Source organism: Mesorhizobium sp. B2-3-2, from assembly GCF_006442295.1.
Taxonomy (GTDB): domain Bacteria; phylum Pseudomonadota; class Alphaproteobacteria; order Rhizobiales; family Rhizobiaceae; genus Mesorhizobium.
In genome coordinates this window covers 379,197-391,476 of the sequence record NZ_VFWA01000001.1, presented here as the reverse complement: position 1 = coordinate 391,476, position 12,280 = coordinate 379,197, and the positions used below count along the sequence as shown (strand labels likewise).

Annotated in this window: 23 protein-coding genes; all 23 read left to right on the top strand. The window is 62.5% G+C overall.

The window, feature by feature from the left end; all coding sequences use genetic code 11:
* Positions 1-21: 21 nt before the first annotated feature.
* The 23 genes from rplC (at position 22) to rpsM (ending at position 12,184) form a co-directional block, all read left to right on the top strand.
* Positions 22-750 carry a 50S ribosomal protein L3 gene (rplC, locus tag FJ964_RS01900; protein ID WP_140548663.1) on the top strand — a complete coding sequence of 243 codons (729 nt, stop codon included), beginning with the start codon at positions 22-24 and terminating at the stop codon, positions 748-750.
* Positions 750-1,370 (top strand): 50S ribosomal protein L4, encoded by a 621-nt coding sequence (gene rplD, locus FJ964_RS01895; protein WP_140501259.1) that lies wholly within the window; start codon positions 750-752, stop codon positions 1,368-1,370. The genes rplC and rplD overlap by 1 nt, the downstream gene beginning before the upstream one ends.
* The gene (locus FJ964_RS01890; protein WP_006205465.1) at positions 1,367-1,660 is read left to right on the top strand and encodes a 50S ribosomal protein L23; all 294 of its coding nucleotides are present in this window, start codon (positions 1,367-1,369) and stop codon (positions 1,658-1,660) included. The genes rplD and FJ964_RS01890 overlap by 4 nt, the downstream gene beginning before the upstream one ends.
* Positions 1,661-1,682: 22 nt before the next feature.
* Positions 1,683-2,516 carry a 50S ribosomal protein L2 gene (rplB, locus tag FJ964_RS01885; protein ID WP_140548661.1) on the top strand — a complete coding sequence of 278 codons (834 nt, stop codon included), beginning with the start codon at positions 1,683-1,685 and terminating at the stop codon, positions 2,514-2,516.
* A 16-nt stretch (positions 2,517-2,532) separates the two neighbouring features.
* Positions 2,533-2,811 carry a 30S ribosomal protein S19 gene (gene rpsS, locus FJ964_RS01880; RefSeq protein WP_006205463.1) on the top strand — a complete coding sequence of 93 codons (279 nt, stop codon included), beginning with the start codon at positions 2,533-2,535 and terminating at the stop codon, positions 2,809-2,811.
* A gap of 2 nt (positions 2,812-2,813) precedes the next feature.
* Complete coding sequence (gene rplV / locus FJ964_RS01875; RefSeq protein ID WP_006205462.1) at positions 2,814-3,203, top strand: 50S ribosomal protein L22; 390 nt, start codon at positions 2,814-2,816, stop codon at positions 3,201-3,203.
* Positions 3,203-3,931 (top strand): 30S ribosomal protein S3, encoded by a 729-nt coding sequence (rpsC, locus tag FJ964_RS01870; RefSeq protein ID WP_140501263.1) that lies wholly within the window; start codon positions 3,203-3,205, stop codon positions 3,929-3,931. The genes rplV and rpsC overlap by 1 nt, the downstream gene beginning before the upstream one ends.
* 27 nt (positions 3,932-3,958) lie before the next feature.
* On the top strand, positions 3,959-4,372 hold the full coding sequence (gene rplP / locus FJ964_RS01865; protein ID WP_027026963.1) for a 50S ribosomal protein L16: 414 nt from the start codon (positions 3,959-3,961) through the stop codon (positions 4,370-4,372).
* Between the two features lie 13 nt (positions 4,373-4,385).
* On the top strand, positions 4,386-4,586 hold the full coding sequence (gene rpmC / locus FJ964_RS01860) for a 50S ribosomal protein L29 (RefSeq protein ID WP_006205459.1): 201 nt from the start codon (positions 4,386-4,388) through the stop codon (positions 4,584-4,586).
* An 11-nt stretch (positions 4,587-4,597) separates the two neighbouring features.
* Positions 4,598-4,837: a 30S ribosomal protein S17 gene (gene rpsQ / locus FJ964_RS01855; RefSeq protein ID WP_010909280.1), complete on the top strand. Its 240-nt coding sequence runs from the start codon at positions 4,598-4,600 to the stop codon at positions 4,835-4,837.
* Between the two features lie 85 nt (positions 4,838-4,922).
* On the top strand, positions 4,923-5,291 hold the full coding sequence (rplN, locus tag FJ964_RS01850) for a 50S ribosomal protein L14 (RefSeq protein ID WP_006205457.1): 369 nt from the start codon (positions 4,923-4,925) through the stop codon (positions 5,289-5,291).
* Positions 5,292-5,303: 12 nt separating this feature from the next.
* Complete coding sequence (gene rplX / locus FJ964_RS01845; protein WP_006205456.1) at positions 5,304-5,618, top strand: 50S ribosomal protein L24; 315 nt, start codon at positions 5,304-5,306, stop codon at positions 5,616-5,618.
* Positions 5,611-6,189, top strand: coding sequence for a 50S ribosomal protein L5 (gene rplE / locus FJ964_RS01840; RefSeq protein WP_008875670.1), 579 nt, complete (start codon positions 5,611-5,613; stop codon positions 6,187-6,189). Before rplX ends, rplE begins: the two co-directional genes overlap by 8 nt.
* 27 nt (positions 6,190-6,216) lie before the next feature.
* Positions 6,217-6,522, top strand: coding sequence for a 30S ribosomal protein S14 (rpsN, locus tag FJ964_RS01835; protein WP_010909282.1), 306 nt, complete (start codon positions 6,217-6,219; stop codon positions 6,520-6,522).
* Positions 6,523-6,534: 12 nt separating this feature from the next.
* Positions 6,535-6,933, top strand: a complete 399-nt coding sequence (gene rpsH / locus FJ964_RS01830; RefSeq protein WP_006205453.1) for a 30S ribosomal protein S8 — start codon at positions 6,535-6,537, stop codon at positions 6,931-6,933.
* Between the two features lie 92 nt (positions 6,934-7,025).
* Positions 7,026-7,559 carry a 50S ribosomal protein L6 gene (gene rplF, locus FJ964_RS01825; protein ID WP_140501269.1) on the top strand — a complete coding sequence of 178 codons (534 nt, stop codon included), beginning with the start codon at positions 7,026-7,028 and terminating at the stop codon, positions 7,557-7,559.
* A gap of 139 nt (positions 7,560-7,698) precedes the next feature.
* Complete coding sequence (gene rplR / locus FJ964_RS01820) at positions 7,699-8,058, top strand: 50S ribosomal protein L18 (protein ID WP_140548659.1); 360 nt, start codon at positions 7,699-7,701, stop codon at positions 8,056-8,058.
* 147 nt (positions 8,059-8,205) lie between these two features.
* Positions 8,206-8,769, top strand: a complete 564-nt coding sequence (gene rpsE / locus FJ964_RS01815) for a 30S ribosomal protein S5 (protein WP_006333394.1) — start codon at positions 8,206-8,208, stop codon at positions 8,767-8,769.
* Positions 8,770-8,793: 24 nt separating this feature from the next.
* Positions 8,794-8,991 (top strand): 50S ribosomal protein L30, encoded by a 198-nt coding sequence (rpmD, locus tag FJ964_RS01810; RefSeq protein ID WP_006205449.1) that lies wholly within the window; start codon positions 8,794-8,796, stop codon positions 8,989-8,991.
* Positions 8,992-9,013: 22 nt separating this feature from the next.
* Positions 9,014-9,487, top strand: a complete 474-nt coding sequence (gene rplO, locus FJ964_RS01805) for a 50S ribosomal protein L15 (protein ID WP_140501273.1) — start codon at positions 9,014-9,016, stop codon at positions 9,485-9,487.
* A gap of 191 nt (positions 9,488-9,678) precedes the next feature.
* Positions 9,679-11,019, top strand: coding sequence for a preprotein translocase subunit SecY (secY, locus tag FJ964_RS01800; RefSeq protein ID WP_140548657.1), 1,341 nt, complete (start codon positions 9,679-9,681; stop codon positions 11,017-11,019).
* Positions 11,016-11,624, top strand: coding sequence for an adenylate kinase (locus FJ964_RS01795; protein WP_140548655.1), 609 nt, complete (start codon positions 11,016-11,018; stop codon positions 11,622-11,624). Before secY ends, FJ964_RS01795 begins: the two co-directional genes overlap by 4 nt.
* A gap of 191 nt (positions 11,625-11,815) precedes the next feature.
* Positions 11,816-12,184: a 30S ribosomal protein S13 gene (rpsM, locus tag FJ964_RS01790; protein WP_006205445.1), complete on the top strand. Its 369-nt coding sequence runs from the start codon at positions 11,816-11,818 to the stop codon at positions 12,182-12,184.
* Positions 12,185-12,280: the final 96 nt, after the last annotated feature.

The window sequence follows — 12,280 nt, the reverse complement described above, 5'->3', positions numbered from 1 at the left end:
AACTCTAAAGGAATTGAACCGATGCGTTCAGGTGTGATTGCAAAGAAGGTGGGAATGACCCGCATCTACAACGATGCCGGGGAACATGTTCCCGTCACCGTTCTCCAGATGGAGAACTGCCAGGTCGTGGCGCAGCGCACGCAGGAGAAGAATGGCTACACCGCCGTTCAGCTCGGCGTTGGCCTTGCCAAGGTGAAGAACACGTCGAAGGCGATGCGCGGCCATTTCGCGACCGCTTCCGTCGAGCCGAAGGCCAAGCTTGCCGAGTTCCGCGTCTCCGCCGACAACATGATTGATGTCGGTGCCGAGATCACCGTCGAGCATTTCGTCGTCGGCCAGAAGGTCGACGTCACCGGCACGACGATCGGCAAGGGTTTCCAGGGCGTCATCAAGCGCCACCACATGGGTGGTGGCCGCGCGACCCACGGTAACTCGGTCTCGCACCGCACGCACGGCTCGACCGGCCAGCGCCAGGACCCCGGCAAGGTGTTCAAGGGCAAGAAGATGGCCGGCCACATGGGCGACACGCGCGTCACCACGCAGAACGTCGAGATCGTCTCGACCGATGCCGACCGCGGCCTGATCCTGATCCGCGGCGCGGTTCCCGGGTCGAAGGGCGCCTGGATCCTGGTTCGCGACGCCGCCAAGGTGGCGCTTCCGGCCAATGCGCCGAAGCCCGCCGCGATCCGCCCAGTTGCTGCCGACATGGGCACGAAGAATGAGGCTCCGGCCACAGAGGGAGCGGAATAATGGATCTCAAGATCACAACGCTGGGCGGCAAGGACGCCGGCAAGGTGAAACTCTCCGAGGAGATTTTCGGCCTTGATCCGCGCGAGGACATTTTGCAGCGCGTCGTGCGCTGGCAGCTCGCCAAGAAGCAGCAGGGCACGCACAAGGCCAAGGGCCGCGCCGAGATCGCGCGCACCGGCGCCAAGATGTACAAGCAGAAGGGTACGGGCCGCGCCCGTCACCATTCGGCACGCGCTCCGCAGTTCCGCGGCGGCGGCAAGGCCCACGGCCCGGTCGTCCGCAGCCACGAGCATGAGCTGCCGAAGAAGGTCCGGGCGCTCGGCCTCAAGCATGCTCTCTCGGCCAAGGCCAAGAGCGCGTCGATCATCGTCATCGACGAGCTGAAGCTGACCGAGGCAAAGACCAAGGCGCTGATCGCGAATTTCGCGACGCTGGGCCTGACGAACGCCCTGGTGATTGGTGGCGCCGAGCTCGACCGGAACTTCAAGCTGGCCGCGACCAACATTCCGAACATCGACGTGCTGCCCATCCAGGGCATCAACGTCTACGACATTCTGCGCCGCGGCACGCTGGTCCTTTCGAAGGCCGCCGTCGAGGCTCTCGAGGAGCGCTTTAAATGACCGACCTTCGTCACTACGACGTAATCGTCAGCCCGGCGATCACCGAAAAGTCGACCATGGCTTCCGAGCAGAACCAGGTCGTCTTCAACGTCGCCAAGAAGGCGTCGAAGCCGGAAATCAAGGCCGCCGTCGAAGCGCTGTTCGGCGTCAAGGTGATGGCCGTGAACACGCTTGTCCGCAAGGGCAAGATCAAGCGCTTCCGCGGCACGATCGGCCGCCAGAGCGACGTCAAGAAGGCGGTAGTGACGCTGGCCGATGGCCAGTCGATCGACGTCGCGACGGGTCTCTGAGCAAGGCCGCGAGGACAGGACAATGGCACTTAAAAAATTCAACCCGATAACGCCGAGCACCCGTCAGCTGGTCATCGTCGACCGCTCGGGCCTCTACAAGGGCAAGCCCGTCAAGGGCCTGACCGAGGGCCTGACCAAGTCGGGCGGCCGTAACAATTACGGCCGCATCACTGCCCGCTTCATCGGCGGCGGTCACAAGCGTTCGTACCGCATCATCGATTTCAAGCGCCGCAAGTTCGACGTCGTCGGCACGGTCGAGCGCATTGAATACGATCCGAACCGCACCGCCTTCATCGCGCTGATCAAGTATGACGATGGCGAGCTGTCCTACATCATCGCTCCGCAGCGCCTTGCCGCCGGCGACAAGATCGTGTCTGGCGAAGCGGTCGACGTGAAGCCGGGCAATGCGATGCCGCTGGCCTCGATGCCGGTCGGCACGATCGTCCACAACATCGAGCTGAAGCCGGGCAAGGGCGCCCAGGTTGCCCGTTCGGCTGGCGGTTACGCCCAGCTCGTCGGCCGCGACCAGGGCATGGCGATCCTGCGCCTCAACTCGGGCGAGCAGCGTGTCGTTCACGGCTCCTGCATGGCCACCGTCGGTGCCGTGTCCAATCCGGACCACGGCAACATCAACGACGGCAAGGCCGGCCGCACGGTTTGGCGCGGCAAGCGCCCGCACAATCGCGGCGTGACCATGAACCCGGTCGACCACCCGCATGGCGGTGGTGAAGGCCGCACCTCCGGTGGCCGCCATCCGGTCTCGCCGTGGGGCAAGCCGACCAAGGGCAAGAAGACGCGGTCCAACAAGGCGACCGACAAGTTCATCCTGCGCTCGCGCCATCAGCGCAAGAGCTAAGAAGAGGTAACGCCAAGTGACTCGTTCTATTTGGAAAGGCCCCTTCATCGACGGCTACCTTCTCAAGAAGGTGGACAAGGTTCGTGAAGGTGGTCGCAATGAGGTGATCAAGATGTGGAGCCGTCGCTCCACCATCCTGCCGCAGTTCGTCGGCTTCACCTTCGGTGTCTACAACGGCCAGAAGCATGTTCCCGTCTCGGTGAACGAGGACATGGTCGGTCACAAGTTCGGTGAATTCGCTCCGACGCGGACCTACTACGGTCACGGCGCGGATAAGAAGGCGAAGAGGAAATAATCATGGGCAAGGCCAAAGCTCCGCGCAGGCTTGCTGACAACGAAGCGCGCGCCGTTCTGCGCACGATCCGTATCAGCCCGCAGAAGCTGAACCTGGTTGCCGCGCTGATCCGCGGCAAGAAGGTCGCGACAGCGCTTTCCGACCTGGAATTCTCGGCCAAGCGGATTTCCGGCACGGTCAAGAAGACGCTGGAATCGGCGATCGCCAACGCGGAAAACAACCACGACCTCGACGTCGATGCGCTGATCGTGGCGGAAGCCTATGTCGGCAAGTCGATCGTCATGAAGCGGTTCCATGCCCGGGGCCGTGGTCGCGCCAGCCGTATCGAGAAGCCGTTCTCGCACCTCACGATCGTCGTTCGTGAAGTCGAAGAAAAAGGGGAGGCCGCATAATGGGCCAGAAAGTCAATCCGATCGGTCTTCGCCTCGGCATCAACCGCACCTGGGATTCGCGCTGGTTCGCGAACACCGGCGAGTACGGCAAGCTGCTGCATGAGGACATCAAGATCCGCAAATACCTCGAGAAGGAGCTCAAGCAGGCTGCCATCTCCAAGGTCGTGATCGAGCGTCCGCACAAGAAGTGCCGCGTCACCATCCATGCCGCGCGCCCGGGTCTGATCATCGGCAAGAAGGGCGCCGACATCGAGAAGCTTCGCAAGAAGCTGATGGAGATGACCAAGTCCGAGACGCACCTCAACATCGTCGAAGTGCGCAAGCCGGAGATCGACGCGACCCTGGTCGCCCAGTCGATCGCCCAGCAGCTCGAGCGCCGCATCGCGTTCCGCCGCGCCATGAAGCGTGCCGTGCAGTCGGCGATGCGCCTCGGTGCCGAAGGCATCCGCATCAACTGCTCGGGCCGTCTCGGCGGCGCCGAAATCGCGCGCATGGAATGGTACCGCGAAGGCCGCGTGCCGCTGCACACGCTGCGCGCCGATGTCGACTACGGCACGGCCGAGGCGAATACGGCGTACGGCATCTGCGGCGTCAAGGTCTGGGTGTTCAAGGGCGAGATCCTCGAGCACGACCCGATGGCTTCGGAGCGCCGCGCGACCGAGGGCGATCATGCGCATGGCGGTGGTGGTGGTGATCGCGAACGCGGTCGTCGTCGCGAAAACGCCTGAGACATTTAGGAATTTGGAGTTAGAACGATGCTGCAGCCAAAGCGCACAAAGTTCCGTAAGCAGTTCAAGGGCCGCATCCACGGTACCGCCAAGGGCGGCACCAATCTGGATTTCGGTGGTTTCGGGCTGAAGGCGCTTGAGCCGAACCGCGTCACCGCGCGCGAGATCGAGGCGGCTCGCCGCGCGATCACCCGCGAGATGAAGCGCGCCGGCCGTGTCTGGATCCGTATTTTCCCGGATCTGCCGGTCACCTCGAAGCCGACCGAAGTCCGCATGGGCAAGGGCAAGGGCGCGGTCGACTATTGGGCGGCGCGCGTCAAGCCGGGCCGGATCATGTTCGAGATCGACGGCGTCAATGAAGAAACCGCCCGTGAGGCACTGCGTCTCGGCGCGGCCAAGCTCTCGGTCAGGACGCGCTTCGTACAGCGCATCGCAGAATAAGGACGGGCTGATCATGAAAGCCGAAGACATCCGGACCAAGACCCAGGACCAGCTGACCGACGACCTGGCCAGCCTGAAGAAGGAGCAGTTCAACCTGCGCTTCCAGAAGGCGACCGGCCAGCTCGAAAAGACCGCGCGCGTGAGGCAGGTCCGCAAGGACATTGCGCGTATCAAGACCATCGCTGCGGAAAAGTCCGCGGCTAAGAAGGCTTAAGGACGAAAACCATGCCAAAGCGCATTCTGCAGGGCACCGTCGTCAGCGACAAGAACGAGAAGACGGTTGTCGTCAAGGTCGAACGGCGCTTCACGCATCCCGTGATGAAGAAGACCGTGCGCATGACCAAAAAGTACAAGGCGCACGACGAGAACAACGCCCACAAGGTCGGCGATCAGGTGTTCATCCAGGAATCGAAGCCGATTTCCAAGGACAAGCGCTGGATCGTCGTGTCTTCGGACCAAGCCTGATCTCTGGGCGTAAACAAACGAATTTTGGACAGACTGGGGAGGGGTGAAGAACCCGTCCCGTTAGAAAAGAAGAAGGCGGCCAGTCATGATTCAGATGCAAACAAACCTCGACGTCGCGGACAATTCCGGCGCCCGTCGTGTCATGTGCATCAAGGTGCTGGGCGGCTCGAAGCGGAAATACGCTTCCGTAGGCGACATCATCGTGGTGTCGATCAAGGAAGCCATCCCGCGCGGCCGCGTGAAGAAGGGCGATGTGATGAAGGCGGTCGTGGTTCGCACGGCCAAGGACATCCGCCGCCCGGACGGCAGCGTGATCCGTTTCGACAAGAACGCGGCCGTTCTCGTCGACAACAAGAAAGAGCCGATCGGCACGCGTATCTTCGGACCGGTTCCGCGCGAACTCCGCGCCAAGAACCACATGAAGATCATCTCGCTCGCGCCTGAAGTGCTGTAAGGAGCCGGACCAATGCAGAAGATTAGAAAAGGCGACAAGGTCGTCGTGCTGGCTGGCAAGGACAAGGGCCGTTCGGGCGAAGTCCTGTCGGTTCAGCCGAAGGACGACACCGCGCTGGTGCGCGGCGTCAACATGATCCGTCGTCACCAGAAGCAGTCCCAGTCCCAAGAGGGCGGGATCATCACCAAGGAAGCGCCGATCCAGCTGTCGAACATCGCGCTGGCCGACCCCAAGGATGGCAAGCCGACCCGCGTCGGCTTCATCTTCCAGAAGGACGGCAAGAAGGTGCGCGTCGCCAAGCGCTCGGGAGAAGTCATCAATGGCTAAGGCTCAAACCAAGCAGGCGACCGCCCAGAACACGCCGCGCCTCAAGCAGGTCTACAACGAGACCATCCGCAAGGCCCTGCAGGAGCAGTTCGGCTACGAGAACGAGATGCAGGTTCCGCGCATCGACAAGATCGTGCTGAATATGGGTGTTGGTGAAGCGACCGGCGATTCGAAGAAGCCTTCGATCGCGGCCGAGGATCTGGCGATGATCGCCGGCCAGAAGGCCGTCGTCACCCGCGCCCGCAATTCGATCGCTGGCTTCAAGGTCCGCGAGAAGATGCCGATCGGCGCCAAGGTCACGCTGCGCAAGGAACGCATGTACGAGTTCCTCGACCGCCTCGTGAACATCGCGTTGCCGCGCGTCCGCGACTTCCGCGGCCTGAATCCGAAGAGCTTCGATGGCCGTGGCAACTACGCCATGGGCATCAAGGAACACATCGTGTTCCCGGAGATCAACTACGACAAGGTTGATCAGATCTGGGGCATGGACGTCATCGTTTGTACGACTGCGAAGACGGACGACGAAGCCAGGGCGCTGCTCAAGGCCTTCAACTTCCCCTTCCGCCAGTAACGGCAGCGAGAAAAGGAAAAATCTGAAATGGCAAAGACCAGCTCAGTCGAGAAGAACAACAGGCGCCGCAAGCTTGCCGACCAGTACGGTCCCAAGCGCGCTGCCCTGAAGGCGATCATCATGGACCAGTCCAAGCCGATGGAAGAGCGCTTCCGCGCTCAGCTCAAGCTTGCTGCCCTGCCGCGCAACTCGGCCAAGATCCGCATCCGCAACCGCTGCGAAGTCACCGGCCGCCCGCGCGCCTACTATCGCAAGCTCAAAGTATCGCGCATCGCGCTTCGTGATCTCGGCAATAACGGCCAGATCCCGGGCCTGGTCAAGTCGAGCTGGTAAGGAGGACATAACATGTCATTGAGCGATCCTCTCGGCGATATGCTGACCCGCATCCGCAACGCCTACGGCCGCAAGAAGTCGAGCGTGTCCACGCCGGCCTCGCGTCTGCGCACCCGCGTCCTCGACGTTCTGAAGGCTGAAGGCTATATCCGCGACTACAGCCAGACCGATTTCGACAACGGCAAGTCCGAAATCGAGATCGAGTTGAAGTATTTCGACGGAGCGCCGGTGGTGCGCGAAATCGCCCGCGTCTCGAAGCCGGGCCGCCGCGTTTACGTTTCGGCAAAGTCGATCCCGCATGTCGCTAACGGCCTCGGTATCGCCATCCTTTCGACGCCCAAGGGCGTGATGGCCGACCACGAAGCGCGCGAACAGAACGTCGGTGGCGAGATCCTCTGCCAGATCTTCTGATCCGGCAGCGTGATCCCGAAAAAATGGAATCCGGTCTTCGGATCGTTCCGAAGACAGAGACCTGAAACAAGAGAAGTGACGAGGACAACAAAATGTCTCGTATTGGAAAGAAACCCGTTTCGCTGCCGCAGGGCGTGACCGCGACCGTCAACGGCCAGACCGTGACGGCGAAGGGCCCCAAGGGCGAGCTGAAGTTCGTGGTCAACGACGAAGTGCTGGTCAAGATGGAAGGCAGCGAGATCGCTGTCGAGCCGCGCGACCAGTCCAAGACCGCCCGCTCCAAGTGGGGCATGTCGCGCACGCAGATCGTCAACATCCTGCAGGGTGTCAAGGACGGCTTCGAGAAGAAGCTCGAAATCACCGGCGTCGGCTATCGCGCCGCCTTGCAGGGCAAGAACCTGCAGCTGGCGCTCGGCTTCAGCCACGACGTCGTTTACGAGACGCCGCAAGGCATCACCATCACCGTGCCGAAGCCGACCGAAATCACCGTGGCCGGCATCGACAAGCAGCAGGTTGGCCAGGTGGCCGCGGAGATCCGCGAATACCGTGGTCCCGAGCCCTACAAGGGCAAGGGCGTCCGCTACGCAGGCGAGAAGATCGTCCGCAAGGAAGGCAAGAAGAAGTAGTGGGTTTGGCCCCGGGAAGGTGCAGACTTTCGGAAGGGGGCCAAGCCAGGAAGTGTAACGCCGCGGGGAGCGGTCGCGGGAGGCGCTTTCGCCTGCCGCACAGGGCGGCCCCCGTTTTCTGAAGGCAAGGAAGACCATCATGGGTACCAAGGAAGCAACTCAGCGCCGCGCGCAGCGCGTCCGCCGCCAGATCAAGAAGGTCGCCGGCGAGCGTCCGCGCCTGTCGGTTCACCGCACGTCGAAGAACATCTACGTCCAGGTCATCGACGACGCCAAGGGCCACACCATCGCTGCGGCTTCGACACTTGAGAAGGACCTCAAGGGTTCGCTCAAGACCGGTGCCGATACCGCTGCCGCTGCCGCGATCGGCAAGCTGATCGCCGAGCGCGCCGCCAAGGCGGGCGTCAAGGAAGTCGTCTTCGACCGCGGCCCGTACATCTATCACGGCCGCGTCAAGGCGCTGGCCGCGGCGGCTCGCGAAGGCGGCTTGAGCTTCTAAGCCTGATCCGGACCGAAGGTCGGCAGAAAGTTGCAGACTTTTCGGAAAGGATCATGCAAGGGAATGATGATTTTCACCGTCGGCGACCCGCAATGAGGCGTCGGCATTCAGCAACCCGTGCTTCCGGAAAAGAACAAGGAACAGGATATGGCACAGGAACGTAGGGATGGCGGCCGCGGCCGCGATCGTGAAGAGCGCGATGACGGCATGGTGGACAAGCTCGTCCACATCAACCGTGTCGCCAAGGTCGTCAAGGGCGGCCGCCGCTTCGGCTTTGCAGCACTCGTCGTCGTCGGCGACCAGAAGGGCCGTGTCGGCTTCGGTCACGGCAAGGCGCGCGAAGTGCCGGAAGCCATCCGTAAGGCGACCGAATCGGCCAAGCGCGACATGATCTTCGTGCCGCTGCGCTCGGGCCGTACGCTGCACCACGACGTCGAGGGACGCTGGGGCGCCGGCCGCGTTCTGCTGCGCGCCGCCAAGCAGGGTACCGGCATCATCGCCGGCGGCCCGATGCGCGCCGTCTTCGAGACGCTCGGCATGCATGATGTGGTCGCCAAGTCGATGGGTTCGTCGAACCCCTACAACATGGTTCGCGCCACCTTCGACGCGCTGAAGAGCCAGATGCATCCCAAGGATGTGGCTGCCGCGCGCGGCATCAAGTATTCGACCCTTCAGGCCCGCCGCGGCACCGCCGTCGCGGCTGAAGAATAGTCGATCTGACCAGGGATTTTGACCATGGCCAAGAAAGCAACCAAGACCATCACCGTTGAGCAGATCGGTTCGCCGATCCGCCGCCCGAAGGAGCAGCGCGCGACGCTGGTCGGCCTCGGCCTCAACAAGATGCACAAGCAGCGCACGCTGGAAGATACGCCTTCCGTGCGCGGCATGATCGCTGCCGTCCAGCATCTCGTCCGCGTCGTGGACGAGGGCTGAGCACAGGCGCAGGAGAAGCAAGATGAAACTCAACGATCTGCGTGACAAGGACGGCGCGACGCATTCGAAGAAGCGTCTCGGCCGCGGCATCGGCTCCGGTTCCGGCAAGACCGCCGGTCGCGGCGTCAAGGGCCAGAAGGCGCGCTCCGGCGTTGCCGTCAACGGTTTCGAGGGTGGCCAGATGCCGCTCTATCGGCGCCTGCCGAAGCGTGGCTTCAACAACATCTTCGCCAAGAGCTTCACCGTCGTCTCGCTGGCCCGTATCCAGGCCGCTGTGGACGCCAAGAAGCTCGACGCGAAGGCGACCGTGACGGCCGAGGCGCTGGTCGCCGCCGGCGTCATCCGTCGCGTGAAGGACGGCGTGCGTGTGCTGTCGGACGGCGATCTCAAGGCAAAGCTCGCCTTTGACGTCGCCGGCGCTTCCAAGGCCGCGATCGAGAAGATCGAAAAGGCCGGCGGCTCGGTCAAGCTGCCGCAAGAGGCGGCCGCCGAGTAACAGCAATTTGAAGCGCGGTCGGCAAGGCCGGATCCGGTTTTGCTTTCGATCGCGCTTCGACCTGTTCAATATGGCGGCCGCGTCAACGCGGCCGCTTGCATGTTTACAGTCCGGAGCTTATCTCGTGAGCTTCGGTGACACGCGCCGCCTGACCTTAGGGCCATCAAGCGTGACCAAGCGGAGAATCGGGCATGGCTTCGGCTGCTGAACAACTAGCCTCGAATCTGAATTTCTCGGCCTTCGCCAAAGCGGAGGACCTGAAGAAACGAATCTGGTTCACCGTCGGCGCGCTGCTCGTCTACCGCCTCGGCACCTACATCCCGCTTCCCGGCATCAATCCCGACGCCTTCGCCCAAGCCTTCTCTTCGCAGAGCAAGGGCGTGCTGGGCATGTTCAACATGTTCGCAGGCGGCGCCGTGCAACGCATGGCGATCTTCGCGCTCGGCATCATGCCTTACATTTCCGCCTCCATCATCATGCAGCTGATGACCTCCGTCATCCCGTCGCTGGAAGCGCTGAAGAAGGAAGGCGAGCAGGGCCGCAAGGTCATCAACCAGTACACGCGCTACGGCACGGTGCTCCTGGCGCTGGTGCAGGCCTATGGTATTTCGGTCGGGCTTGAAGGCGGCAACGGCATCGTCAGCGATCCCGGCATGTTCTTCCGCATCTCGACCGTCGTCACGCTGGTCGGCGGCACCATGTTCCTGATGTGGCTCGGCGAGCAGATCACCGCGCGCGGCATCGGCAACGGCATTTCGCTGATCATCTTCTCCGGCATCGTCGCAGGCCTGCCGCATGCCATCTCCGGCACGCTGGAGCTCGGTCGCACCGGAGCGCTGTCGACCGGCCTGATCCTGGCGATCATCGTGCTGGCCATCGTCGTCATCGCGCTCATCGTCTTCTTCGAGCGTGCCCAGCGGCGTCTGCTGATCCAGTATCCGAAGCGCCAGGTCGGCAACCGCATGTTCCAGGGCGACACCTCGCACCTGCCGCTCAAGCTCAACACGTCGGGCGTGATCCCGCCGATCTTCGCCTCGTCGCTGCTCTTGCTGCCGGCGACCGTCGCCGGCTTCTCGCAGACCACGAACATGCCGGCTTGGGCCAGCACCGTCCTCGCCTCGCTCGGCCATGGCCAGCCGCTCTATATGTTGTTCTACGCCGCGATGATCGTGTTTTTCGCCTTCTTCTACACCGCGATCGTCTTCAACCCGAAGGACACCGCCGACCAGCTCAAGAAGCACTCCGGCTTTATCCCCGGCTACCGTCCGGGCGAGCGCACCGCCGACTATATCGACTACGTTCTTACCCGCATCACTGTCGTCGGCGCCATCTATCTGGTGCTGGTCTGTCTGCTGCCGGAGTTCCTGATCTCGGCGACTGGCGTACCATTCTACCTCGGTGGCACATCGCTTCTGATCGTGGTCAGTGTCACGCTCGACACGGTTGCGCAGATTCAGGGCCACCTGATCGCGCACCAGTATGAAGGCCTGATCAAGAAGTCGAAGCTGCGCGGGGGGAAGAAAGCCAGATGAGGTTGATTTTGCTTGGGCCGCCAGGAGCGGGCAAGGGGACACAAGCACAAAGACTGGTAGAGAGACACGGCATACCCCAGCTTTCCACGGGCGACATGCTGCGCGCCGCGGTTCAGGCCGGTACCGAAGTCGGCAAGCGCGCCAAGGCGGTCATGGATGCCGGCGAGCTGGTCTCGGATGCCATCGTCAACGCCATCGTGGCCGAGCGCATCGACCAGCCCGATTGCGCCAATGGTTTCATCCTCGACGGCTACCCACGTACACTGGTGCAGGCTGATGCGGTTGAATCGATGCTTGACGAACGTGGCATCGGGCTCGACACCGTCATCGAGCTTGTCGTCGACGACAAGGCGCTGGTCGGCCGTATCGTCAAGCGAGCCGATGAGGCCAAGGCAGCCGGTCAGCCGGTGCGCAAGGACGACAATCCGGCGGTGTTCGAGGAGCGCCTGCGGGAATATTACAAGAAGACCGCTCCGCTGATCGGCTATTATTATGCCAAGCGCCGGCTGAAGAGCGTGGACGGCATGGCTGGTATCGATGCCGTGACGTCGGAGATCGAAGCCGTGCTCGCGGCGACGGTGAAAGAGGCCGCCGCGGCCAAATAGAGATTGTGCTTGACTGAAGCGGTCCGCTGGGGTATGGCGGCCCGTCTTCCTGTCAGGCATGGAGTTTGCTTGCCCGCAAGGGCAGGGCAGCCGTTTTTGACCAGGAAACTCCCGCAAGGGCCGGCCTCCACCGGACGCGGGGCAACGCAGACAGCGCCGGCTTGTCCGGCCCATATGGAGATGAGAAGAACATGGCTCGTATAGCCGGCGTCAACATTCCGACCAACAAGCGCGTTGTCATCGCGCTTCAGTACATTCACGGCATCGGCAAGAAGTTCGCCCAGGAAATCGTCGACAAGGTCGGCATCCCGGCCGAGCGCCGCGTCAACCAGCTGACCGACGCGGAAGTGCTGCAGATCCGCGAGACGATCGACCGCGACTATCAGGTCGAGGGCGACCTGCGCCGCGAAGTGTCGATGAACATCAAGCGGCTCATGGACCTTGGCTGCTACCGCGGCCTGCGTCACCGTCGCTCGCTGCCGGTTCGCGGCCAGCGTACGCACACGAATGCCCGCACCCGCAAGGGCCCGGCCAAGTCGATCGCCGGCAAGAAGAAGTAATTTAGGGGAGTAAGGGAATAGGGCAGTAAGGCAGTAGGGATTGTTTCCCTATTCCCTTACTGCCTTACTCCCCTACTGCCTTTCCTAGGTGGAGCC